Origin of the sequence: Cupriavidus sp. 30B13, assembly GCF_049059565.2 — a bacterium.
Lineage (GTDB): Bacteria > Pseudomonadota > Gammaproteobacteria > Burkholderiales > Burkholderiaceae > Cupriavidus.
On record NZ_CP188223.1, the window covers coordinates 2,334,261 to 2,356,289 of the forward strand.

At 68.9% G+C, this 22,029-nt stretch carries 19 protein-coding genes; 6 read left to right on the plus strand and 13 right to left on the minus strand.

Going from position 1 to position 22,029, the window contains the following annotated elements; translation table 11 throughout:
• The first annotated feature begins 25 nt into the window (after positions 1-25).
• Together ACKI2N_RS10660 and ACKI2N_RS10665 are read left to right on the plus strand one after the other, a co-directional pair.
• Entirely contained in the window at positions 26-1,021 is a 996-nt protein-coding gene (locus tag ACKI2N_RS10660) for a tripartite tricarboxylate transporter substrate-binding protein (RefSeq protein WP_420998291.1), read from the plus strand.
• Between the two features lie 20 nt (positions 1,022-1,041).
• Complete coding sequence (locus ACKI2N_RS10665; RefSeq protein WP_420998292.1) at positions 1,042-2,187, plus strand: CaiB/BaiF CoA transferase family protein; 1,146 nt, start codon at positions 1,042-1,044, stop codon at positions 2,185-2,187.
• Here the strand turns inward: ACKI2N_RS10665 and ACKI2N_RS10670 are convergent.
• Positions 2,184-2,888 carry a Crp/Fnr family transcriptional regulator gene (locus ACKI2N_RS10670; RefSeq protein WP_420998293.1) on the minus strand — a complete coding sequence of 235 codons (705 nt, stop codon included), beginning with the start codon at positions 2,886-2,888 and terminating at the stop codon, positions 2,184-2,186. The two genes, ACKI2N_RS10665 and ACKI2N_RS10670, sit on opposite strands and share 4 nt — an antisense overlap.
• A 203-nt stretch (positions 2,889-3,091) precedes the next feature.
• Here ACKI2N_RS10670 and ACKI2N_RS10675 point away from each other — a divergent pair, with 203 nt between their 5' ends.
• Positions 3,092-3,820: a Coq4 family protein gene (locus ACKI2N_RS10675; RefSeq protein WP_420998294.1), complete on the plus strand. Its 729-nt coding sequence runs from the start codon at positions 3,092-3,094 to the stop codon at positions 3,818-3,820.
• Between the two features lie 75 nt (positions 3,821-3,895).
• On the opposite strand, the gene ACKI2N_RS10680 is transcribed toward ACKI2N_RS10675, so the two are convergent.
• The 4 genes from ACKI2N_RS10680 to ACKI2N_RS10695 all read right to left on the minus strand — a co-directional run bounded on the left by ACKI2N_RS10680 (position 3,896) and on the right by ACKI2N_RS10695 (position 8,383).
• Positions 3,896-4,948, minus strand: coding sequence for a methyl-accepting chemotaxis protein (locus ACKI2N_RS10680; RefSeq protein ID WP_420998295.1), 1,053 nt, complete (start codon positions 4,946-4,948; stop codon positions 3,896-3,898).
• Between the two features lie 223 nt (positions 4,949-5,171).
• Positions 5,172-6,245 (minus strand): phytoene/squalene synthase family protein, encoded by a 1,074-nt coding sequence (locus tag ACKI2N_RS10685; protein WP_420998296.1) that lies wholly within the window; start codon positions 6,243-6,245, stop codon positions 5,172-5,174.
• A gap of 104 nt (positions 6,246-6,349) precedes the next feature.
• Positions 6,350-7,429, minus strand: coding sequence for a M14 family metallopeptidase (locus ACKI2N_RS10690; RefSeq protein WP_420998297.1), 1,080 nt, complete (start codon positions 7,427-7,429; stop codon positions 6,350-6,352).
• A 132-nt stretch (positions 7,430-7,561) separates the two neighbouring features.
• Complete coding sequence (locus ACKI2N_RS10695) at positions 7,562-8,383, minus strand: hypothetical protein (protein WP_426989593.1); 822 nt, start codon at positions 8,381-8,383, stop codon at positions 7,562-7,564.
• Positions 8,384-8,742: 359 nt separating this feature from the next.
• Here ACKI2N_RS10695 and ACKI2N_RS10700 point away from each other — a divergent pair, with 359 nt between their 5' ends.
• Together ACKI2N_RS10700 and ACKI2N_RS10705 are read left to right on the plus strand one after the other, a co-directional pair.
• Complete coding sequence (locus ACKI2N_RS10700) at positions 8,743-9,942, plus strand: Bcr/CflA family efflux MFS transporter (protein ID WP_420998300.1); 1,200 nt, start codon at positions 8,743-8,745, stop codon at positions 9,940-9,942.
• Between the two features lie 92 nt (positions 9,943-10,034).
• Positions 10,035-10,142 carry a hypothetical protein gene (locus tag ACKI2N_RS10705; RefSeq protein WP_426989595.1) on the plus strand — a complete coding sequence of 36 codons (108 nt, stop codon included), beginning with the start codon at positions 10,035-10,037 and terminating at the stop codon, positions 10,140-10,142.
• A gap of 30 nt (positions 10,143-10,172) precedes the next feature.
• Here the strand turns inward: ACKI2N_RS10705 and ACKI2N_RS10710 are convergent, their stop codons facing one another.
• From ACKI2N_RS10710 to ACKI2N_RS10745, 8 genes are all read right to left on the minus strand, one after another.
• The gene (locus tag ACKI2N_RS10710) at positions 10,173-10,985 is read right to left on the minus strand and encodes a M55 family metallopeptidase (protein ID WP_420998302.1); all 813 of its coding nucleotides are present in this window, start codon (positions 10,983-10,985) and stop codon (positions 10,173-10,175) included.
• A gap of 12 nt (positions 10,986-10,997) precedes the next feature.
• Positions 10,998-12,080: a P1 family peptidase gene (locus tag ACKI2N_RS10715; protein ID WP_420998303.1), complete on the minus strand. Its 1,083-nt coding sequence runs from the start codon at positions 12,078-12,080 to the stop codon at positions 10,998-11,000.
• Positions 12,081-12,093: 13 nt separating this feature from the next.
• Positions 12,094-13,005 carry a glutathione ABC transporter permease GsiD gene (gsiD, locus tag ACKI2N_RS10720; protein ID WP_420998304.1) on the minus strand — a complete coding sequence of 304 codons (912 nt, stop codon included), beginning with the start codon at positions 13,003-13,005 and terminating at the stop codon, positions 12,094-12,096.
• A 12-nt stretch (positions 13,006-13,017) separates the two neighbouring features.
• Positions 13,018-13,938, minus strand: coding sequence for a glutathione ABC transporter permease GsiC (gene gsiC, locus ACKI2N_RS10725; RefSeq protein WP_420998305.1), 921 nt, complete (start codon positions 13,936-13,938; stop codon positions 13,018-13,020).
• 215 nt (positions 13,939-14,153) lie between these two features.
• Positions 14,154-15,713: a glutathione ABC transporter substrate-binding protein GsiB gene (gene gsiB / locus ACKI2N_RS10730; RefSeq protein WP_420998306.1), complete on the minus strand. Its 1,560-nt coding sequence runs from the start codon at positions 15,711-15,713 to the stop codon at positions 14,154-14,156.
• Positions 15,714-15,738: 25 nt separating this feature from the next.
• Complete coding sequence (locus ACKI2N_RS10735; RefSeq protein WP_420998307.1) at positions 15,739-17,643, minus strand: dipeptide ABC transporter ATP-binding protein; 1,905 nt, start codon at positions 17,641-17,643, stop codon at positions 15,739-15,741.
• A gap of 94 nt (positions 17,644-17,737) precedes the next feature.
• A complete protein-coding gene (locus tag ACKI2N_RS10740; protein WP_420998312.1) occupies positions 17,738-18,631 on the minus strand; it encodes an isoaspartyl peptidase/L-asparaginase family protein in 894 nt (297 codons plus the stop codon).
• Between the two features lie 62 nt (positions 18,632-18,693).
• Positions 18,694-19,698, minus strand: coding sequence for a MurR/RpiR family transcriptional regulator (locus tag ACKI2N_RS10745; RefSeq protein ID WP_420998308.1), 1,005 nt, complete (start codon positions 19,696-19,698; stop codon positions 18,694-18,696).
• Positions 19,699-20,044: 346 nt separating this feature from the next.
• Between ACKI2N_RS10745 and ACKI2N_RS10750 the strand changes: the two genes are divergently transcribed.
• Positions 20,045-21,979, plus strand: a complete 1,935-nt coding sequence (locus tag ACKI2N_RS10750) for an ATP-binding cassette domain-containing protein (protein ID WP_420998310.1) — start codon at positions 20,045-20,047, stop codon at positions 21,977-21,979.
• Positions 21,980-22,029: the final 50 nt, after the last annotated feature.

Consider the following 22,029-nt stretch of genomic DNA (forward strand, 5'->3'; position numbering starts at 1 on the left):
CGGACAACAGACACGGAGAACTTCCATGAATCGCCGATCCTGGCTTGCCAGCGCGAGCGCTGCCGTCCTGGGCAGCTCCCTGGGCACCCTGTGGACGCCCGCGCGCGCCGGCGCGCCCTACCCCGGCCGCCCGATACGGCTGGTCGTCCCCTTCCTCGCCGGCAGCGCGCCCGACAACATCGCCCGCACCCTGTCGGCCGGGCTGGGCGCCAGGCTGGGCCAGCCGCTGGTGGTCGAGAACATGCCCGGCGCGGGCGGCGTGATCGGCGCCCTGGCGCTCAAGCGCGCCGCCGCCGACGGCTACACGCTGGGCATCCTGGCCAACACGCACGTCATCAACGTGCACATGTACCGCAACATGCCTTACGACCCGGCGCGCGACTTCACCTCGATCGCGGCGATCTCCGGCGGCCCGACCGCGCTGGTGGTGCCGGCGCACGCGCCTTACCAGACCGCCGCCGACCTGTTCGCGGCGATCCGGCGCGCGCCCGGCAGCTTCAACTACGGCTCGGGCGGCAAAGGCAGCATCGCCCATCTGGCGGTGGAAGCGCTGCTGCACCAGACCGGCGCCGAGGCCACCCACATCCCCTACAAGGGCGCCACCGAGATCGTCACCGCCATGCTGGGCGGCCAGACCCAGTTCGGCATGCCGGTGCTGGGCACCGCGGCCCCGTACCTGCGCAATGGCCAGCTGCGCGCGCTGGCGGTATCGTCGTCCGCGCGCTCGGCGTACTTCCCCGCGGTGCCGACGCTGGCCGAAGCGCTGCCGCCGGGCCTGGTCATCGACAACTGGAGCGGCCTGTTCGCGCCCGCGCATTTTCCCGCCGAGCTGACCCGGCGGCTGTTCGCGGCGGTCGCCGAACTGCAGGCCGGCGGACGCCTCGACGCGCAGCTCAAGGCCAACGCGGGAGAACTGCGCCGCAGCGACTCGCCCGCGCAATTCAACGGCATGGTGGTGGCCGATACGGCCCGCTACGGCAAGCTGATGCAGGCCATCGGCATGAACGGGGAAGCCAGTTGAACCGCACCGGAGCCAGCCCCATGACCAAGCCCGAATGGTCCTGCCTGCGGGACGTCAAGATCATCGACCTCAGCCAGTTGCTGCCCGGCCCGCACGCAACCAGCCTGCTCATGCAGCTTGGCGCGGACGTCATCAAGGTGGAGCAGCCCGGCGCGGGCGACACCGCGCGCCAGCTCGGGCCGGCGGTGTTCGCGCAGTTCAACCGCGGCAAGCACTCCTGCGCGCTCGACCTGAAATCCGCCGCAGGGCGCGCGGCGTTCCTGCGGCTGGTGCGCGAGGCCGACGCGGTGGTGGAAGGATTCCGGCCCGGCGTCATGGCACGGCTCGGGCTGGACTACGCGGCGCTCGCCGAGGCCAACCCGGCCATCGTGCTGTGCTCGATCTCGGGCTTCGGCCAGACCGGGCCCTACGCGGAGCATGCCGGCCACGACCTGAACTACCTCGCGCTGGCCGGCTACTGGTCGGTGCCGGCGCAGGTCGAGGACAAGGTGTCCCGCCCGCGCGCGCGCATTTCCGACTACGCGGCCTCGGGCTACGCGGCGCTGGCGCTGGCGGTGGCCGTGATGAGCGCGCGCCAGCACGGGCGCGGCCAGCATCTCGATGTCTCCATCCATGACGCCATCCTGTCCTGGACCGCGCACAGCGCCTGGGCCGCGCGCGGCTACGAGGCGCGTCCCCATGACGCGCCGACCGTGATGCCGGAGAACGACCTCTTCGAGACCGGAGACGGGCGCCACCTGGCCCTGGGCATCCTCGAAAACAAGTTCTGGCTGAACCTGCGCGAGGCGCTCGGCGGCGAGTTTGCCGCGCTGCGCGACGACAGGTTCGCCACCCGGGCCGGCCGCCAGCGCCACAAGACGGAAGTGCACGGCCTGCTCGCCGGCATCTTCCGCACCCGCACCCTCGCCGCGTGGGCCGAAGCGTTCGGCGCGCTCGACATCCCGTTCTCGCCCGTGCTGAGCGCGCCGGAGCTGTTCGCCGACCCGCACGTGCAGGCGCGCGGCACGATCCGCCACGTGCCCGGCGAGGACACCATCGCGCTCGGCTTCCCGGTCAGGTTCTCGCTTGGCCTGCCGGCCGGCGGCCAGCATGTGGCGGCGCTCGGCGAGCACAACGCCGCCCATAGCTGCCCGCCCGCCCCGCCGCCGGGCGGGCCGGCGCGCTAGTTCCCCGCGGCGACCGCGCGCAGCCGGTCGAGATCCAGCAGCTCGATGGCGCCGCGCGCGCGGTGCAGCAGGCCCTGCGTCTCGAAATCCTTGAGGATCTGGTTCACGGTCTGCCGGGACACCGAGAGCATCAGGCCAAGCTGCTCCTGCTGCACGGCGATGACGCGCTTGCTGCCGCCGCTGCGCTCGCCGTAGCCGCCGGCGATGGCCAGCAGCCGGCCGGCCAGCCGCGCCGCCACCGGCAGCAGGACCGCGCCTTCGATGGCGCCGAAGGCCAGCCGCAGCTTCTGCGTCAGCAGCAACCCGAACGCCTTCCAGTATGCGGGGTGCTGCGCGAGGAAGCGCGCCACGTCCTGCTGCGGGATGTGCAGCAGCAGCACGTCGCTTTCCACCCAGGCGTCGTGGGTGCGCGGCAGGCCGTCGAACAAGGCGATGTCGCCGAACCACTGCGGCGCCTCCGCGATGGCCAGCAATGCCTGCCTGCCATCGGCGGTGGAGGTGGTCATGCGGATGGCGCCGCTCATCACGAAGTACAGGCCGTCCGCGGCATCGCCGCGCGCGAACAGTCGCGTGCCGGCGGCGGCAGTCCTGGGCCGCGCGTTTTCCGCGATCCACGCCTGCAGCGGCGCGGCAAGGCCGGCGAACCACGCGCTGCCCTTCAGCGCGGCGAGGCGGTCTTCAGCGGTCAGCGGTCGTGACATGGCGACGATCGGGGCCTTATGTCGGGAAGACGACATTGTAATCGGCCCTCCCCTGCAAAGATTGCCTCCTGAGGCTGGAGCGCGCCGATGAAAACCCCAGGACGGGGTATGCGGTCGGGGCGCGCGCATGAAGGCTGCCGTGCCGGCATCTTCAGCGGCGAGACCGCCAGCCCGGCAACGACGACCCGTCACAGGAACGAGGCATGGCGACAGCGACTTCCCCCGACTTCTACCGGCGTGATTTTCCGGCCGCATTCCGCGCGATCCGCAAGCTGCTGGCCAACGGCGACGACACCACGCAGGTCTTCCTCATCATGCGCGCGCTCAACGGACCGGCCGCGCCGAAGAATTTCGCGCGGCTGGTCAGCACGCCACAGGGACGGCGGCTGGCTTACCAGCGCGTCGAACTGGCGGAACGCCTTTCCGACCCGGCATACATCGCCAGCTTCGCGCCGGGCACGGTCGGCGCGGCCTACCGCGCGTTCCTCGAACAGACCGGCTACAGCGCGGCCGGGCTGGCCACGATCTCGAACCTCGACAGCGAACCGCTGGTGGAAGATGTCTACACCTGGTTCGGCCGGCGCACGCGCGACATCCACGATATCTGGCACGTGCTGACCGGCTACCGCGCCAACGAGAACCTGGGCGAGGCGGCGCTGGTGGCGTTCAGCTACGCGCAGTCCGGCGGCCTCGGCTGGGCGTTCATCGCCACCGCGGCGGCGCTGCACAGCCTGCGCCTGACCCGCAGCACCGTGTACGCGCGCGCCGTGATCGAAGGCTATCGCCACGGCCGCAAGGCCAGGTGGCTGATGGGGGAAGACTACGAGGCGCTGCTGAACGAACCGCTCGAGGCGGCGCGCCGCCGGCTGGGCATCGCCGTGCCCGAGGTCTACGTGGCGGCCAGCGCCGCTCTCGCGGCCCGGGCCGGGTAACCGGCCCGGATGACCGGCCTGCATGACCGGCCTGGGTAACCGGCCTCGATGACCGGCCCGACGGCGGCGGCGCGGCTACGCCTTGGCCTCGCGCTGCTCGATGACGCCGTACCAGCCCATGCCGCGATAGGTTTCATAGCCGGGCGTGAGCGCGTAGCCGACCAGCGCATCGTCCTTGGTGCGGTAGTTGCCGGCGGGCGCGGCGCCGGGCGGCAGCTCGAAGCGGGCAGGCTCGCTGCCGGCCTGCCCCGCGCCGGCGATCACCCGGCCGCTGGCGTCGACGATCATGCAGCGGGTCCGCGCCCGTTCTTCGCCGGTCAGGCGCACGCTGCCGACCACGGCCGAGGCCTGCTTGGCCCAGTCGAAGAACACGGCGAGCACGCCGAGCGCCTTGCCGTCGCTGGCGCCGTCCTGCCGCACCGCCGTCGCGTAGGTCGCCACCTGGGCGCCGCCCAGGCCGGCGGCGGTGTCCACGTTGGCGGTCGCGTACTCGTCGCCGGAGCGGGTGCGCAGCGCCGCGGCAAACCAGTCGTGCCGGGCCGCGTTCACGGTGCCGGCGACCGGAAACCGCGCCGGCCGCCCGTTCGCCACCACGCGCCCGTCGAGATCCAGCACCCAGATGTCGAGGTAGACGGTATAGCTGTCCAGGATGACCGACAGGCGCTTCGCCGCATGCTCGGCGGCCGCCGGCGCGCCTGACGTCAGGCAGTCGACGATGGCCGCGTCGGTGGCCCACCAGCGCACGTCGCAGGAACGCTCGTAGAGGTTGCGGTCGATCACGTCGATCATGTTCAGCGCCAGGTCGGTCAGCCGCTGTCCCTGCTGCCGCTCGAGTTCGGCCACGATGCGCTCGATGAGCGTGGTCAGCTCCTTGCCGAGCTCGCCGGTGAGCTGGCCGATGCGGCCCGAGACGTTCTTGACCTGGTTCGCCACCACGGCAAAACCGCGGCCGGCTTCCCCCGCGCGGGCCGCCTCGATCAGCGCATTGATCGCGAGATAGGTCGCCTCGCGGTTGATCAGGTCGATATCCGCGATCTTGTCGCGGGAAATCTTGCGCACTTCGCTGGTTAATTCGGCAATGACTGCGCCTTCCGACTGCGGGCGGAGCGTTGGCGGCTCGATGGACATGATCTGTTGGTTTCCTTGCGCGCGTAGGGACTGAACCCGGCGCTGAGTACGAAGAGGCACACGGGATTAACGGCCCGCCAAATACGCACTTGAGGAAAACAACAAAATAACTGATTTTTCTGTCACATAGCTTACATACACACCATTTTCGTGCGAATTGACGCATTTTCGGTGCAAGCAAACCAACCCGCCGAGCCCCCGTTTGGGGACCGATGCACCACAATCAGTCTCCGGCAGAACGCTGCCGCAGAGCCATCCGCGCCTCGATCCGCGCCATCAGCCCCCCGATCCAGCGCCGCACCAGCCAGTCCGACGCCACCGCCGGCAGCGAATGCGCCATCACCCGGTAGACCGTGTTGCGCCGCACCTTCGAGACCCTGGCCGGGTCCAGCCACGCGGGGTTGTCGACCAGCAGCAGCAAGGTCTCCAGCCCGATGACGATGGGCCAGATGCAGGCCAGCCGCAAGCGCACGGCCGCGCCGGGTATGGTCAGCGTGTAGTCGAGCGCCGCGCGGAAATGGCCGAGCGCATGGCGCACCAGCTCGAACAGCAGCGGCTGCGCGCGCGCGGAATTGCCCGGCGCCAGCAGGTCCTGCGGCGCCAGCCCGTACCGCGCCAGCAGCGCCGACGGCAGATAGCAGCGGCCGATGCGCAGGTCCTTGCCGCAATCGCGCAGCACGTTGGTCATCTGCAGCGCCTTGCCGAAGCGCACGCCCAGCGCCAGCATGGTGTCGGGACCGGCCTTGAGCACGCCCGGCATATGCGCGTAGGTCATGGTGGTCCAGAACTCGCCCACGCAGCCCGCCACCAGGTAGGTGTACCGGTCCAGCTCGTCCATCTCGCGCAGCGCGACGAGGCGGCCCGAGGCCTCGTCGGGAAACGTGCGCAGGTCGAATTCCATGCCGCTGGCCAGCGTCGAGACGATCCCGCGCACGGCCGCGCGGTCGGACTCGCCGAGCTGCGGCAGGATCGCCAGCGCGGGGCCGAGCGATTCGAGCAGGATCTTCTCGTCGGACTGCTGCTGTTGGCCGGCCACCTCCTCGCTCATGCGGCGCATCAGCGCCGGATCGCCGGCGGCGCCGTTGACCTGGTCGCGGAACGACAGCAGCAAGGCAAGCCGCTGGGCCGGCGGGATCAGCGAGGTGTCCGCGATGGTGTCGGCCGCGCGCGCGAGCAGGTAGGCCAGTCCGATGGGATCGCGCATCCCCGCGGGGAGGATGCGCAGCGTGAGATAGAAGGAACGCGATACGCCCTTGAGCAGCGGGCCGAGCAAAAAGGCCCGGGTCGGATTCGGCATGAACGGGAAAGCCGGCGGTACCGGCGAATTTGGCTGTGCCGGATTGTATACGGCAACGGCGGACGGCTGCGGCCAGGCATGCTCGCCGCCCCCGCCGCCGCGCGCTACCAGCCGGCCAGCGCCTTGACGGCGGCCTCGCGCACCTGCTCGACCACGCCTTCGCGCCAGTCGTCGGCGTCGCCGTAGAAGGCGTGCCACATCGCCTGACGGATCAGGTCGCGCTGGCCTTCGTCGGCTTCCGGATGCAGGTGCAGCCAGTGGTCGCCGCGCAGCGCTTCGAGGACCTCGGTCACCGGCAAGGTGCCGAATTCCAGCGCGATGCCGCTGTAGTCGAGCGTGGGCAGCGTTTCCGGCACCGCCAGCCAGGCCATGCCGCTGAGCGCGGCGGACGTCGACGAGCCGTCGTAGATGGAGGTGACGTTGCTGCCCCAGATGGCGCGCGCGCGGCCGATCGGCGCGGGCTGGTCGGGGCCCATGTAGATCGGCTCGCCGTAGCCCCACGGGCCCAGCCCGGTGTGGAGGTCCAGCCAGCGCAGCGCGTCGCGGCCGGCACCGTAGCGGGCCAGGATGCGGCGCAGCGTGTAGTTGCTCCAGGTAGCCTGGTGGCCGCCGAAGAACATCCCGTCCGGCGCATGGTACTGGCCCGCGCTGACGGCGGCCTGGTACCAGGGCAGGCCGCGCTCCATCACCGACTGCATCAGCGCGGCCTGGTCGGCCTCCGAGGGCGGCCATTGCTCGGGCAGCAGCAGCGGCGCGATCTCCGCATACGGTGCGTTCTCCGGCAGGGGCTTGGTGAAATCCATGAAATTGCGGTTGAGGTCGACGTTGTCCTCGTTGACGCGCCGCAGGTGCGAGAAGCCGTAGGGATTGACCGCATGCACCATCATCAGCGCCACGCCCGCCGCGGCGCACGCCGCGAGCAGCGCCGCGTCGCCCAGCAGCGCCACCTGCGCCCCCGAGCCGCAATACCCTTCCACGCCGTGCACGCCCGAGGTCACCAGCAGCACGCGCCGGGCCTGCGCATCGCCGGCCCAGGCGACATCCATCGCCAGTGCTTCGCCGGCGCTGCCGCGCCGGGTGGGATGCGGGAAATCGGCCAGCGTGGCGCCGGCGGCGCGGGCTGCATCGAGGAATTTCTGCCTGGCTTCGGCGTAGCTGCGGGAAAAGCTGGTGTGCAGGGACATGACAGCGGATTTCGCGCTCGGCGAGCAGTGGGGGTGCCGATATTAGACGCCAAGTCGGCGGCTATTGCCATCCGGGGGTTCCGGAGCATCCGGGGCATCCGGGGCATCCGGCCCATGCCGGACCGCAAAGGCTCAGCCCCTGCCCGCCCCCGCGCCGGCCTTGTCCGCGCCGGCCTCGCGCAGCAGCGGCGAGCGGAACGCGTGCGCATGCATCTCGATGCCCGCCGCGGCGATCTGTGCGGCGGACAGCACCAGGTGGCGCGCCAGCCAGTCATGGATGCTGCGCAGGAAGCGCTGCTGCTCCAGCCGGTTGGAGTCGCGGATCACGCGCTCGAGCTTGACGTGCGCGGTGTAGACATCGAGCAGGTTCACGCTCTTGAGCTTGGCCGGCGTGGCGGCGCTGCGCTCGATGGCGAGGATGCGCCGCACCTGCGCCTCGGCCAGCTCGCCGCTGCGCAGGTAGTCCTGGTAGACCTCCTCCAGCGCCGGGAAGCGCACGGTGGGCTGCACGCGCGGCACCGCAGCCACCTTCTCCATGCGCAGCACCAGGTAGCGGATGGCGTCCGCGCGCCGCCGGGCAGCCTCGGCGCCAGCGTCGCGCCTGGCGCCGGCACGGCGCGCGCGCGCCGGGGCCTGGGCCGTCAGCTCGAACTCCTCGGCCGTGGGCGGCGTGGGCGTGGGCGTGGGCGTGGGCGTGGGCGCGGGCGCGGGCGGGCCGGCGTCGCGCTCGGTGTAGTCGGGCACCAGGTCGAGCAGGCCCGGCTCGGCCAGCACGGCGCGCGCGCAAGCCTCGCCGAACGGATGCTCGTGCCCCTGCGCGTCGCGCAGGATGTAGGCCTGTCCGTTGCCGAAACCATGATGCCGCGCGCGCCCCACGTGCTGGTGGCAACGCGTGGCCGGGTCGACGAAATCCTTGCGTACGGGGGTCCAGCTTTCGCTGTTTGGCTGCGTCATGAACCTGAGTGGTGGCTGATTTGCGTGGCCTGCGGTAAGCATTCACCTGCACCACGGTGCCATTGTCCCACGTGGTAAGGGAGCGGGAACTCGGTGAGAGGGGAAATCGAGGACTCAAGATAGATAGTCATGACACGCGTGCCCTATAGGGCCCTCCGCCGCGTTCGCCCAGATTGAGATTTTTCTCATCCCCGGGAGCACGGATGCCTGCCACCATGGAATCGTCGCATCTCTCTTGGCGACGATCCGAAGTAACCCGAACCCTGGCGCCCGTTCGCGTGTGCCAGCACGGTCTTCCGACATGCCAGCCCATCGGCGTTCTTCAACAGCGGACCATTCAAGCCAGGCAGTATCCCCTCATGATGTCCGATCGAACATCTTCCCGAACCCACCTGATCGGCCTGCTCAACATCCTGATCTTGCTCAGCGCGGTGCCGCTTGACGTCATGCTACCGTCGTTTCCCGACCTGGCAGCCCATTTCGGAACCGAGACAAGCGATATTGCATTATCAATCAGCGTATTTGCAGCCGGATTTTCCGTGGCGCAGCTATTCGTCGGCCCGCTCTCTGACCGCTATGGCAGGAGACGCCTGCTGATGGCAGGCTTGCTCCTTGCATTTGCTGGCGCGATTGGGTGCATTTTTTCTCCTGGCTCGAATTTTTTCATCGGCTTCCGGGTTCTGCAGTCCATGGGCTGCGCCTGTTTCCTGCTCGCACAGGCCATCGTGCAGGACGTCTTCAAAGGGAACGAAGGCGTCAACGTACGAATACTTACCACCACCCTTAGCGGGATATACATCGCCTGCTCGCCTCTACTGGGATCCGTACTGCAATCCATTGCGGGATGGCGAGGCAGTTTCATCCTGTTCTCGTCGCTCTCGATCATCCTGCTACTCTACGTTCAGTTCGGATTCCAGGAAACCGCGAAAAAACGCCAAGGGGGAATTTTATTCTATGGCGGCGAATACATGAGAATATTCAGGAATCGCCGCTTCCTCTCATACTCCATGATCGGGGCACTGGCATTCTCGTGCCACCTTGTTTTCGTCATCGTCTCTCCGACCATCTTTCTCGATCAGCTCAATCTGGGGAATTACCAATACTCGCTGATTCTATTGCTGTACGGAGTTGCCTATATCGCGGGCGGCATGGTGGCAACACGGATGGCAAAAAGACACCCGACAAGAAGCCTGATAACAATCGGCGCTTTACTCATGATGTTGTCAGGCGGGATCATGTGGCTCATGCTCGCCCGCGATATTCCGATCTTCGCGACGGTACTTGTCCCCATGTTGATCTGTACTGCCGGGACCGTGCTCGTACGTCCGGCGGCGGCAACTGAAGCGATGGCCTTGTTCGACGAGGTCGCCGGCACGGCGGCTGCGGCCGGCGGCACGATCCGGTTTGCCACTGCGGGCATCACCAGTGCCATTGTGAGCAAGATCACGGCCGATATCGCGCTTAATCTTTCGTGGCTCATTGTGCTGGCGAGTGGTGCAAGCCTGCTCTTATTTCTTCAACTCCAACAATCTCATGCCGCTCACAGGGCAGAACCATAAAGCAATGGTCGAGCTACACGCACTTACCGAAGACGCAAAGGCATGCGACACGAGCTTTATTGGCAATTGACAGTTTCGCCCGGACACACGCCGTGTCGATTCTGCGGCTGCACGTCTTTGGACACAATCGTGCAGCGATAGGCCTCTATCACAAGCTCGGATTCACCGCCAACCACATCGCAATGCACAAGAACCTCTAGCTGGGGACGCCCGACCGGCAGCAATGCAGCCTACTTCAGCATGAACGACATCGCCGACAGGCAGTTGAGCATGCGCACCGCCGCCTGCACCGAGGCGGCTTCGAACACCAGCGTTACGCCGTCCACGCGCTCCAGCGCGGGCCACTGGCAGAACAGGTCGGCGTAGGCCGGGCTCTGCGCCTGCAGGCGGCATTGCACCGGCCCGGGAATGCGCAGCGGGCGGGCGCCGGCGCCGCGCATGGCCTGCCCGGCGGCGGCGGCGATGGCTTCGCGCGCGGCCGCCGGCGACAGCGTGGTGCCGCTGCCGTGGCCGCCGGCTTCCTTGGTCTGCACGTAGCGCACCCACGGCATGAGCGGCTGCGTCTCTTCGACGAATACGTCGTCGCCGCTGGCCATCAGCACCGGCACGCCGAACTCGCCGGCCAGCGCGCCGTAGAGGCCGGCCTCGCCCATTTCCTGCCCGCCCAGCCAGATGCGGGCGAAGGCGCTGCTGTTGATGGTGTGGGCCAGGATGCCGCGGCTCTGCGCGCGGCCGTGGTAGCCGATCATGAACACGCCGTCGCAGCCTTCGACGCCGGCCATCATGCCGAGATAGCGCGGCTTGCCCAACACCAGGCGCGCGCGCGGGTCGAGCTGGTCGGGCAGCAGGTTGCGAAAGCCCCCGTGCGAGTCGTTGACCAGCACCTCGGTGGCGCCGCCGGCGAAGGCGCCCTGCACCGCCGCGTTGGCTTCGGCGGTCATCCAGGCGCGCGCGCGCTCGTATTCGCCGTTGCCGGCGCGCACCTGCTCGGCGTGGAAGACGCCGGCGACGCCTTCGATATCGGTGGAAATCAGGATCTTCATCGCGGTCTTGGATCAGTCGGCCGGCGCCGCGTGGCGCGCCAGCCATTGCGGCAGTTCGGGCATCAGCTCGCGCAGCGCGGTGCGGCGGTGGCCGTCGCGCCCGCTCACGCTCTCGGCCTGCCACAGCGCGTTCAGGATGGCCTGCTCGACGCTGTCGGCGGCGGCCCGGAACAGCGGATCGAGACTGGTTTCGTGCAGCATCGCCAGCGCCGGCATGGGCGCGTCGGCCTGCTGCGGCACGGTGTAGGCGGTGGAGAACGCCAGCGCGATATCGCCCGAGCCGTGGCCGAACACCGAGCCGGTGCGGGCCAGCCCGGCGCCGGCGCGCAGCGACAGGCGGCGCAGCTGGCGCGCGTCGAGCGGAGCATCGGTGGCGACGATCATGATGATCGAGCCTTTCTCGGGGCCGGCCTGCGCTTCCCCGTCCGCCTGCGCCTGCAGCCGCGCGGCCAGCAGCCCGCCCAGGCGCGCGCCGGCCACGGTGAAGTGCGGCAGCACGCCGAAATTGGACTGCACCAGCGCGCCCACGTGGTATTCGCCCACCTTGCGCGAGGCCGAGCCGATGCCGCCCTTGAGCCCGAACGAGGACATGCCGCGCCCCGCCCCGACCGCGCCCTGGGCGAAATCGGCGGCCGCCGCCGCGCAGGCTTGCGCGTAGTGCGCTTCCTGCACGGGCATGGCCTGGATATCGTTCAGGTAGCCGTCGTTGCACTCGAACACGAGCGGATTGACGGTGGGCCAGGCGCGGCCGATCTCCGGGTTGGCGGCGATGGCCTGGCGGATCTGCGCCTGCGCCAGCGCGCCCACCGCGAAGGTGTTGGACAGCGCGACCGGCGTCTCCAGCACGCCGAGCTCTTCCACCTGCACCAGCCCCACGCTCTTGCCGAAGCCGTTGAGCACGGTGGCCGCCGCCGGCACCTTGTCGGCAAACAGGTTGCCGGCGTGCGGCAGCACCACGGTCACGCCGGTCTGGCAGGCGCCCTGCGCCAGCGTGCAGTGGCCCACCGTCACGCCGGGCACGTCGGCGATGGTGCCGCGCGCGCCGGCGGACAGCGCGCCGATATGGGTCGGTTCCGGCATCGGTCGCTCGCTCATGGACACGCCTCGCTCAGCGGCGGTCGATCTTCGGATCGAGCGCGTCGCGCAGGCCGTCGCCCAGCAGGTTGAAGGCCAGCACCGTCAGGAAGATCGCCAGGCTGGGGAAGATCGCCACGTGCGGCGCGGTGACCATGTCGGCGCGCGCCTCGTTGAGCATGGCACCCCATTCCGGCGTGGGCGGCTGCGCGCCCAGGCCCAGGAAGGACAGGCTGGCGGCGGTGATGATCGAGGTGCCGATGCGCATCGAGAAATACACCACGATGGACGAGATGGTGCCCGGCAGGATGTGCCGCATCAGGATGGTCCAGTCGGATGCGCCGATGCTGCGCGCGGCTTCCACGTAGGTCAGGCGCTTGAGCATCAGCGTGTTGCCGCGCACCAGGCGGGCGAAGGCCGGGATGCTGAACACCGCCACCGCGAAGATCACGTTGGTCATGCCGTTGCCGAGGATGGCGACGATGCCGATGGCCAGCAGGATGCCCGGGAAGGCGAACAGCACGTCCGAGATGCGGCTGACGATGCGGTCCCACCAGCCTTCGTAGTAGCCGGCCAGCAGGCCCAGCACGGTGCCGACGATGGCGCCGATGATGACCGAGAAGAAGCCCGCGGCCAGCGAGATGCGGGTGCCGGCCAGGATGCGGCTGAAGATGTCGCGCCCGAGCGAATCCACGCCGAACCAGTGCGCGGCCGAGGGGCCGGCGTTGAGCGCGTCGTAGTCGAAGAAATTCTCCGGGTCGTAGGGCACCAGGTGCGGCGCGAAGACCGCTACCGCCACCAGCAGCAGCACGAACACGCCGGCGCCCAGCGCCAGGTGCTGCTTGCGGAATTTGCGCCAGAACTCGGTCCAGGGCGTGCGCACCGCGTCTTGCGCGGCGGCGGGAGCGGCGGCGTTGCCGTCGGCGGGCGTGGAAAGCTGGGTCATGCCGGCCTCTCTTTACTTGTAGCGGATGGCGGGGTTGATGACGGTATACAGCACGTCGACCACCAGGTTGATCAGGATGAACTCGAGCGAGAACAGCAGCACCTCGGCCTGGATGACCGGGTAGTCGCGCATCTCCACGGCGTCCACCAGCAGGCGGCCGAGGCCGGGCCAGTTGAAGACCTTCTCGACCACGATCGAGCCGCCCAGCAGGAAGCCGAACTGCAGGCCCATCATGGTGACCACGGGAATCATGGCGTTGCGCAGGCAGTGCTTGGCCACCACCAGCAGCTCGCCCACGCCCTTGGCGCGCGCGGTGCGCACGAAATCTTCCTGCAGCACCTCGACAAAGGAAGCGCGCGTGAAGCGGGCCATCACGGCGGCCACCGCGGCGCCCAGCGTAAGCGAGGGCAGGATGTAGTGCTTCCAGGAATCGGCGCCGATCGACGGCAGCCAGCCCAGTTGCACGGAAAACACTTCCATCAGCAGCATGCCGAGCGCGAAGGCCGGGAACGAGATGCCGGACACGGCCAGCGTCATGCCCAGGCGGTCGGGCCAGCGGTTGCGCCACACCGCGGAGGTCACGCCGATCGCCATGCCGAAGATCACCGCCCACACCATCGAGGACAGCGTCAGGTACAGCGTGGGCATGAAGCGGTCGCCGATCTCCTCGCTGACCGGGCGCTTGGTGCGCAGCGAGTTGCCGAACTCCCAGCGCAGGGCGTTCGAGAAGAATTGCACGAACTGCTCGGGCAGGGGCTTGTCCAGGCCGAGATCGCGGCGCACCAGCTCCACCGTGGCCTGGTCGGCCTCGGGGCCGGCCGCGAGCCGGGCAGGATCGCCGGGCAGCAGGTGGACGAACATGAAGACCAGCACGGCCACGATCAGCAGTGTGGGAATCACGCCCAGGAATCGTTTGAGAAAGTAATTCAGCATGAAGCACCGGAAAGAATGAGACCGCGGGCCGCCCGCCCTGCCCCCGCATCTGTGGGCAGGCGGCCATCCACGGCTTACTGCGCTGTACTGCTATGGGTACTGCTCGTGGGTACTGCTTTGGGTACTGCTTTGGGTACTGCTTATGGGTACTGCCTGCTGCCGGGCCAGGCCGCGGGCGCGGCGGCGAGCCGCCCGCGCCCGCCGACCGGCGGCCCTTATTGCTTGATGTCGATCTCGTCGAAATTGAACGAGCCGTCGGGCATCACGTAGGCGCCGGTCAGGCGCTTGGCGCGCGCGAACAGCACCTTCTCGGTCACCAGGAAGGCCCACGGCGCGTCCTTCCAGATCTGCTGCTGCGCGTCCTTGTACAGGCGGGCCTTCTCGGCGCGGTCCGTGGTGCGCAGCGCGTTGGCGATGTCGGCGTCGACCTGGTCGTTCTTGTAGTACGCGGTGTTGAGCAGCTTGGGCGGCATCGACTCGGAAGCCAGCAGCGGGCGCAGCGCCCAGTCCGACTCGCCGGTCGACGACGACCAGCCCACGTAGTACATGCGCACGCCGGCGTCTTCCGGCTTCTGCACGCTTTCCACCTTCTCCACGCGCTGGCCCGCTTCGAGCGCCTGCACCTGCGCCTTGATGCCGACCTGCTGCAGCTGCTGCTGCACGAACTGGATCACCTTCTGCGCGGTGGTGTGGTTATAGGCCGACCACAGCGCGGTCTCGAAGCCGTTCGGGTAGCCGGCTTCCTTGAGCAGCGCGCGCGCCTTGGCCGGGTCGTACGGCCACGGGCCCAGCTTCTCGGCATAGTCCACGCCCGCGGGCACCACGCCGTCGGACGGCGTGGCGTAGCCGGCGAAGGCCACCTTGGCCAGCGCTTCCTTGTTGATGGCGTAGTTGATGGCCTGGCGCACCTTGGGGTCGTTGAACGGCTTGACCGTGGTGTTCAGGCTCAGGTAGCGCTGGATGATCGACGGCGCGTCGATCAGGTCCACCTTGGGATTGCCCTTGAGCACGGCGGCCTGCTCGAACGGGATGCTGAAGGCGAAGTCCGCCTCGCCGGTCTGCATGATGGCCGCGCGCGTGTTGTTGTCCACCACCGGCTTCCAGGTGATGGTGTCGATCTTGGGATAGCCGGTCTTCCAGAAACCGGCGAACTTCTTGCCCTTGAGGTGATCGGGCTGCTTCCACTCGACGAACTCGAACGGGCCGGTGCCGACCGGGTGGAAGGCGATGTCCTTGCCGTACTTCTGCAGCGCCGCGGGCGAGATCATCACCGCCGACGGGTGGGCCAGCACGTTGATGAACGGCGAGAACGGCTCTTTCAGCGTGACCTTGACGGTATTGGCGTCCACCACGTCGGTCCTGGCCACGCGGTTGAACAGCGTGTAGCGCTTGAGCTTGTTGGCCGGGTTGGTCACGCGGTCGAAGTTGGCCTTGACGGCGGCGGCGTCGAAGGTGGTGCCGTCGTGGAACTTCACGCCCTTCTTGAGCTTGATGGTGTAGGTCAGTCCGTCCTTGGTGGCTTCGTAGCTCTCGGCCAGCACGTTGACCAGCTTCATGTCCTTGTCGAAGCCGAACAGGCCCTGGTAGAAGGACTTGGCGGCGGCCTGCGACAGCGTGTCGTTCGAGTCGTACGGGTCGAGCGTGGTGAAGGTGGAGTACACCGCCATCACGGCGTCCTTGGCGGCAAAGGCGGGGCCTGCGCCGAGCGCGGCCAGGGCCAGGCCGCCGGCGATCAGCCGGGAAGGGGCCAAACGGAACATCATCCGGGTCATCATCGATTCTCCTTGGGAAATGCGTCGGTTAGTAGGCACCGCCGATGGCGTGCCGGGCTACGAAATGCTGCGAGGCGGCGCTGCCGCCGACGGCCACCAGCGGCTGCACCAGCGGCTCGTCGCCGAGCAGCCGGATGGGGCTGGGGATCTCGTCGTTGAGCGGCTCGCGCTTGAGGTGGCGGCGCGCCGGATCGGCGATCGGCACCGCCGACATCAGCTTCCTGGTGTACGGGTGCTGCGGGTTCTCGAAGATGGCGCGGCGCGGGCCGATCTCGACGATCTGGCCCAGGTACATCACCGCCACGCGGTGGCTCACGCGCTCCACCACCGCCATGTCGTGCGAGATGAACAGGAAGGCGATGCCCATCTCGCGCTGCAGGTCCAGCATCAGGTTGACGATCTGCGCCTGGATGGAGACGTCGAGCGCGGACACCGACTCGTCGGCCACCACCACCTTGGGGTTCAGCGCCAGCGCGCGCGCGATGCAGATGCGCTGGCGCTGGCCGCCGGAGAACTCGTGCGGGTAGCGCGAGGCGTGCGCCGCGGTCAAGCCCACCTTTTCCAGCAGCCACGCCACGCGCTGCTCGGCTTCCTTGCCGCTGGCCACCTTGTGCACCAGCAGCGGCTCCATGATGGAGTAGCCCACCGGCACGCGCGGGTCGAGCGAGGCGAACGGGTCCTGGAAGATGAACTGGATATTGCGGCGCAGGGTCTGCAGCGCGCCGCCCTTCATCTGGCTGATGTCCTGGCCGTTGAATTCGATGGTGCCGCTCTGGCTGTCGACCAGGCGCAGCAGCGAGCGGCCGGTGGTGGACTTGCCGCAGCCCGATTCGCCCACCAGCGCCAGCGTCTCGCCGGGATAGAGGTCGAAGCTCACGCGCTCGACCGCGTGCACGCGGCGCGCCACGCGGCCCAGCAGGCCGCCCGGCACGTCGAAGCGGGTCACCAGGTCGCGCACGCGCAGGATCGGCGAGGCGTCGGGCGGCACCGTGTCCTGCGGCTGCTCGGGCGCGGGCTGCTCGTCCTGGTCGAGCTGCACCAGCGGGAACTTGGCCGGCCAGTCGGTGCCCTGCATGGCGCCGAGCTTGGGCACGGCGGACAGCAGCGCGCGCGTGTACGGATGCGCCGGCGCGGCAAAGACCTGCTCGGAGGTGCCCTCTTCCACCCGTTCGCCACGGTACATCACCAGCACGCGGTCGGCCACCTCGGCCACCACGCCCATGTCGTGGGTGATGAAGACCACGCCCATGTCCATCTCGGCCTGCAGGTTGCGGATCAGTTGCAGGATCTCGGCCTGGATGGTGACGTCGAGCGCGGTGGTGGGCTCGTCGGCGATCAGCAGCGCGGGCTTGCACGACAGCGCCATGGCGATCATCACGCGCTGGCGCATGCCGCCCGAGAGCTGGTGCGGGAAGCGGTCCAGCACGCGCCGCGCTTCGGGAATGCGCACGATCTCCAGCATGCGCAGCGCTTCGGCGCGCGCCTCGGCGCGGCTCTTGCCCTGGTGCAGGCGGATCGATTCGGCGATCTGCTCGCCCACCGGGAAGACCGGGTTGAGCGAGGTCATCGGCTCCTGGAAGATCATGGCCACGTCGCTGCCGCGCACGCCGCGCATGGTGGCGCCGTCGGCGCGGGCGAGGTCGAGCACCTCGCCGCTGCGCCGGCGCAGCGCCATGCTGCCGCCGGCGATCTTGCCGCCGCCGTGCTCGACCAGCCGCATCAGCGCCAGCGAGGTCACCGACTTGCCCGAGCCGGATTCACCCACCACGGCCAGCGTCTCGCCGCGGTCGACGTGGAAGCTCAGGTTGCGCACGGCCTCCACGGTGCGTTCCGAGGTGGAAAAGCGCACGGTGAGATCGTTGACGGAAACCACCCGCTGCGGTGGCAGGACGATGCCCGCTTGGGACGACCGGGAAGAGGATGCTGCAGCCACTTGGACCCCTTGATGCCTGTTGATGCCTGTTGATGCCTGTTGATGCCCGCCGGCCTTTGCCGATGCCGGGATTGATGCCTCGCGCGCTGCCGGCTCAGCCGTAGATCCACACGTTGACCGCCTCGCCCGCCCGGGCGAAGCCGCGGTACATGCCCTCGGTGTTGAACGGCAGCGTGACGTTGCCCGCGCGGTCCACCGCGATCAGGCCGCCGCGGCCATCGATGGCCGGCAGCTTTTCCATCACCACGCGGCGCGCGGCCTCCTCGAGCGGCAGGCCCGCGTAGCGCATCTGCGCCGCCACGTCGTAGGCCGCCACCGCGCGGATGAACATCTCGCCGGTGCCGGTGGTGGACACCGCCGCCACGTCGTCGGCATAGCAGCCGGCGCCCACGATGGGCGTATCGCCCACGCGGCCCACCTGCTTGTTGGTCACGCCGCCGGTGGAGGTGGCCGCGGCCAGCCGGCCTTGCGCGTCGCAGGCCACCGCGCCCACGGTGCCGAACTTGTTGTCGGGGTCGATGGGCTCGGCCGCGCGGCTGGCCGCATCGTGGTCGAGCACCGTGCCGCCCGTGCCGCGCGCGCGCTCCCATTGCGCGTGGCGCGCCTCGGTGAAGTAGTAATCCGGCTCCACCAGCTCCAGGCCCTGGGCGCGGGCGAAGGCCTCGGCGCCGTCGGCGGCGAACAGCACGTGCTCGCTCTTTTCCATCACCGCGCGCGCGGCCAGCACCGGGTTGCGCAGGCGCTTGACGCAGGCCACCGCGCCGGCGGCACGGGTGGCGCCGTCCATGATGGCGGCATCGAGTTCGTAGGTGCCGGCGCGGGTCAGCACGGCGCCGCGGCCGGCGTTGAACAGCGGGCAGTCCTCGAGCAGGCGCACGGCTTCGGTGACCGCGTCGAGCGCGCTGCCGCCGTCGGCCAGCACGCGCTGGCCGGCTTGCAGCACGGCGGCCAGCGCGGCGGTGTATTCCGCCTCCTTGGCGGGGCTCATGGCGGCACGGGTGATGGTGCCGGCGCCGCCGTGGATGGCGATCACAGGGGTGTGGTTGGTGTTCACGATGCGTCGGGAGTGGTTTTCTTGCGGCGCGCGGGCGCGCCCCTGGCGCGGCCTTCGGCCGCTTCGTCGTAGCGCTCGCGCGCGTCGCGGCCCTGGCCGGGCGGCGCGCCGTGCAGCCACGGCAGCAGGAATTCGGTCATCTCGGCGGCGGCCTTGACGGTGTGCGCGGCGCGGTGCGCCACGGCGCCGCACAGGCCTTCGATCAGGGCCAGCACGGCCGCGTCCGAGTTGGCGGAGAGCTGGCGGCCGGTGTGCGCGTACAGCGCGATGTCGGCCAAGCCCGCCAGCGGCGAGGTGGGCCCGTCGGTCAGCGCCAGGATGCGCGCGCCATGCGCGCGGGCCCGCCGCGCGATGGTCACGGTGTCGAACACGTAGCGCGGAAAGCCGATCACGATCAGCAGGTCGCTGGGCTGGAGCTTGAACAGCGCGCGCGCCGCGGTCGAGGCGCCGCCCGAGCCCGACACCGAGATCACGGTGCGGCAGGACAGGTCCAGCCCGTGCTGCAGCAGCCCGGCCAGGAAGCCGCTCGCGCCAAAGCCCACCACGAAGACACGCTCGGCCGACACGATGGCTTGCACCGCGCGCTCGCAGGATTCGGCATCGAGCCCGCGGCGCGTGGCCTCCAGATTGCGCACATCCTCGTCCAGCGACGCGGCGATGACCGCCGCCACCGTGGCCGGGCGCTCCAGTTCGGTGCGCAGCTTCTCGACCGGCGCCAGCGTGGCCTCGAAACCGCGCACCAGCTCGGTGCGGAATTGCGGATAGCCTTCGAAACCCAGTGCGTGCGCAAAACGGTTGGCGGTGGCGACCGAGACTTCGACCGCGTCCGCCAGTTCGTCGATGCGCATGGTGGCCGCGCGGAACGGATTGCCCAGCACGTATTCGGCCATGCGCTGGTGCGCCGGCGTCAACGCAGGCAGCGCGCGGGCGATGCGCTCGGTGATCGAGCCGTTGCCGTTCTTGCCGGAGATTCCGGGGTTACCGGAGTTGCCAAGGGACATGGGTTACGGTTCTGGTTAGCGGGATGCGCCGCGGTGCAGCCATGCACGAAAAAAAAGCATGCAAGCGATGCGCGTCGATGTAAATGAATTTACACGCAAAACGCGTACCATGAAAATAGAGTTTTACGCGGGCAAGGGTTTATACCTAGACCGATACCCGTTCCAGCCACATGCCAGCCCGGCGCGCGGCGGCCCCGGGCAGCCGCGCCGGCAGGCGCCGCCGTTTCGCCGGCGGCATCATGCGAAGCGGCTACAATGCCGGGTTGACCCGTGCCATGCCGGGCCGGCCCTCGCCGATCCCCAGCGGCTTTGTCTCCAGCGGCTTTATCTCCAGTTTTCCCCTCCCGTGATCCGAATCGACCAGCTAGTCCTCCAGCGCGGCACCAAGGTGCTGTTCGACCACACCAGCGTGACGCTGAACCCCGGCGAGCGCGTCGGCCTCGTCGGCGCCAACGGCAGCGGCAAGTCGACCCTGTTCGCCATGCTGCGCGGCGAACTGCACGCGGACGGCGGCGACGTCTCCATCCCGCCCCAGTGGCGCACCGCGCACGTGGCGCAGGAAACGCCGGCGGTGATGCGCAGCGCGGTGGAATACACCATCGACGGCGACACCCGCCTGCGCGAGATCGAGGCGCGCATCGCCGCGGCCCAGGCCAGCGGCGACGGCACCGCCGAGGGCGATGCCCACGCCGCCTTCGCCGATGCCGACGGCTACACCGCGCCGGCGCGCGCCGAGGCGCTGCTGCTGGGGCTGGGCTTCACGCTGGCGCAGGTGTCGCAGCCGGTGGCATCGTTCTCGGGCGGCTGGCGCATGCGGCTGAACCTGGCGCAGGCGCTGATGTGCCCGTCCGACCTGCTGCTGCTCGACGAACCGACCAACCACCTGGACCTGGACGCCATCGTCTGGCTGGAAGACTGGCTGGCGCGCTACCCGGGCACGCTGGTGATGATCTCGCACGACCGCGAATTCCTCGACGCGATCTGCAACGTCACAGTGCATATCGAAAATCAGCAACTGCGCCGCTACGGCGGCAACTACACCCAGTTCGAGACGCTGCGCCTGCAGCAGATGGCGCTGCAGCAGTCGGCCTACTCGCGCCAGCAGAAAGAGATCGCCCACCTCGAATCCTTCATCACGCGCTTCAAGGCCAAGGCCACCAAGGCGCGCCAGGCACAGAGCCGGGTCAAGGCGCTGGAGAAGATGGAACGGCTGGCGCCGGTGCATATCGCCGCCGGCTTCGCCTTCGAATTCCGCGAGCCGGACGCCGCGCCCAACCCGATGATGGTGCTCGAAGGCGTGGACTGCGGCTATCCGCCGCCCGCGCCGGACGCCCCGCCGGTGACCATCCTGCACAACCTGTCGCTATCGATCCAGACCGGCCAGCGCATCGGCCTGCTGGGCGCCAACGGCCAGGGCAAGTCCACGCTGGTGAAGACGCTGGCGGCCACGCAGGAACCCCTGGCGGGCAAGCTGCGCCAGGGCAAGGGCCTGCAGATCGGCTACTTCGCCCAGCACCAGCTGGAGACCCTGCGCGACCAGGACTCGCCGCTGCAGCACCTGGCGCGCCTGGCGCCGGACACGCGCGAGCAGGAACTGCGCGACTTCCTCGGCAGCTTCAACTTCCGCGGCGACATGGCCACCTCCCCGATCGAGCCGTTCTCCGGCGGCGAGAAGGCACGCCTGGCGCTGTCGCTGATCGTCTGGCAGAAACCCAACCTGCTGCTGCTCGACGAACCGACCAACCACCTGGACCTCGACACCCGCGAGGCGCTCACGATGGCGCTGGCGCAGTTCGAAGGCACCCTGATCGTGGTCTCCCACGACCGCCACCTGCTGCGCGCCACCACCGACCAGTTCATGCTGGTGGGCGACGGCACCATGAAGCCGTTCGACGGCGACCTCGACGACTATCGCGACTGGCTGCTGCAGCAGGCCGCGGCCAAGCGCAATGCCGCCAGCGCCACGCACGCGCCGGCCCCCGGCGACGGCGCAGTCAACCGCCGCGACCAGCGGCGCGCCGAGGCCGACGAGCGCCAGCGCCTGGCGCAGCTGCGCAAGCCGCTCGCCAAGGAACTGGAAAAGGTGGAAAAGCGCATGGCGGTGCTGCAGCAGGCCAAGAGCGAGATCGATGCGTTCATGGCGGATGAAGGCAGTTATGCGGAGGGTAACAAGGGGAAGTTGATGGAGATGCTCAAGCGGCAGGGGGAAGTTGGGGGGGAGTTGGATTTGCTTGAGGAGAGGTGGCTGGAGTTGCAGGAGCAGATTGAGCAGATTATTTGATTTTTTTGGAATTCACTTCAGGATCGGGGGCATTTAAAGTCTAAGACTTT

Bases quoted from the DNA above. Each gene is read 5' to 3' on its own strand.
- ACKI2N_RS10660 (WP_420998291.1), top strand. From the start codon at position 26: ATGAATCGCCGATCCTGGCTTGCCAGCGCGAGCGCTGCCGTCCTGGGC.
- ACKI2N_RS10665 (WP_420998292.1), top strand. From the start codon at position 1,042: ATGACCAAGCCCGAATGGTCCTGCCTGCGGGACGTCAAGATCATCGAC.
- ACKI2N_RS10670 (WP_420998293.1), bottom strand. From the start codon at position 2,888: ATGTCACGACCGCTGACCGCTGAAGACCGCCTCGCCGCGCTGAAGGGC.
- ACKI2N_RS10675 (WP_420998294.1), top strand. From the start codon at position 3,092: ATGGCGACAGCGACTTCCCCCGACTTCTACCGGCGTGATTTTCCGGCC.
- ACKI2N_RS10680 (WP_420998295.1), bottom strand. From the start codon at position 4,948: ATGTCCATCGAGCCGCCAACGCTCCGCCCGCAGTCGGAAGGCGCAGTC.
- ACKI2N_RS10685 (WP_420998296.1), bottom strand. From the start codon at position 6,245: ATGCCGAATCCGACCCGGGCCTTTTTGCTCGGCCCGCTGCTCAAGGGC.
- ACKI2N_RS10690 (WP_420998297.1), bottom strand. From the start codon at position 7,429: ATGTCCCTGCACACCAGCTTTTCCCGCAGCTACGCCGAAGCCAGGCAG.
- ACKI2N_RS10695 (WP_426989593.1), bottom strand. From the start codon at position 8,383: ATGACGCAGCCAAACAGCGAAAGCTGGACCCCCGTACGCAAGGATTTC.
- ACKI2N_RS10700 (WP_420998300.1), top strand. From the start codon at position 8,743: ATGATGTCCGATCGAACATCTTCCCGAACCCACCTGATCGGCCTGCTC.
- ACKI2N_RS10710 (WP_420998302.1), bottom strand. From the start codon at position 10,985: ATGAAGATCCTGATTTCCACCGATATCGAAGGCGTCGCCGGCGTCTTC.
- ACKI2N_RS10715 (WP_420998303.1), bottom strand. From the start codon at position 12,080: ATGAGCGAGCGACCGATGCCGGAACCGACCCATATCGGCGCGCTGTCC.
- gsiD (WP_420998304.1), bottom strand. From the start codon at position 13,005: ATGACCCAGCTTTCCACGCCCGCCGACGGCAACGCCGCCGCTCCCGCC.
- gsiC (WP_420998305.1), bottom strand. From the start codon at position 13,938: ATGCTGAATTACTTTCTCAAACGATTCCTGGGCGTGATTCCCACACTG.
- gsiB (WP_420998306.1), bottom strand. From the start codon at position 15,713: ATGATGACCCGGATGATGTTCCGTTTGGCCCCTTCCCGGCTGATCGCC.
- ACKI2N_RS10740 (WP_420998312.1), bottom strand. From the start codon at position 18,631: ATGAGCCCCGCCAAGGAGGCGGAATACACCGCCGCGCTGGCCGCCGTG.
- ACKI2N_RS10745 (WP_420998308.1), bottom strand. From the start codon at position 19,698: ATGTCCCTTGGCAACTCCGGTAACCCCGGAATCTCCGGCAAGAACGGC.